Raw genomic sequence first — 268 nt, forward strand, 5'->3', positions numbered from 1 at the left:
CGAATACTTCGTCTTGAGAATTGTTGAACATATCTACTAGATTTAAGTTATTCTCTTCAATTGTTCCACCAAATGAGTACCAAAACTCTATTTCAACAGGTTCTGAGTCGCTAGCAGTTGAATCATTTGAATCTGTTGAGGAGTCACTAGCTGTTGATTCAGCGGAATTACTAGTTTCAGCCGATTCAGCAGAATTAGTAGATTCAGCATCAGAGCCACAAGCAGCTATCATGGATAAAAATAACATGGCGAATATAAATAGAATTCC

Annotated in this window: 1 protein-coding gene; it reads right to left on the reverse strand. The window is 36.9% G+C overall.

The annotated features are described in order from the left end of the window. The coding region (locus AOA60_RS32830) for a hypothetical protein (protein ID WP_218240890.1) at nt 1–268 on the reverse strand (268 nt) is incomplete at both ends.

The organism is Pseudomonas sp. 2822-17, from assembly GCF_002742485.1.
GTDB classification, from domain to species: domain Bacteria; phylum Pseudomonadota; class Gammaproteobacteria; order Pseudomonadales; family Pseudomonadaceae; genus Aquipseudomonas; species Aquipseudomonas cyclaminis.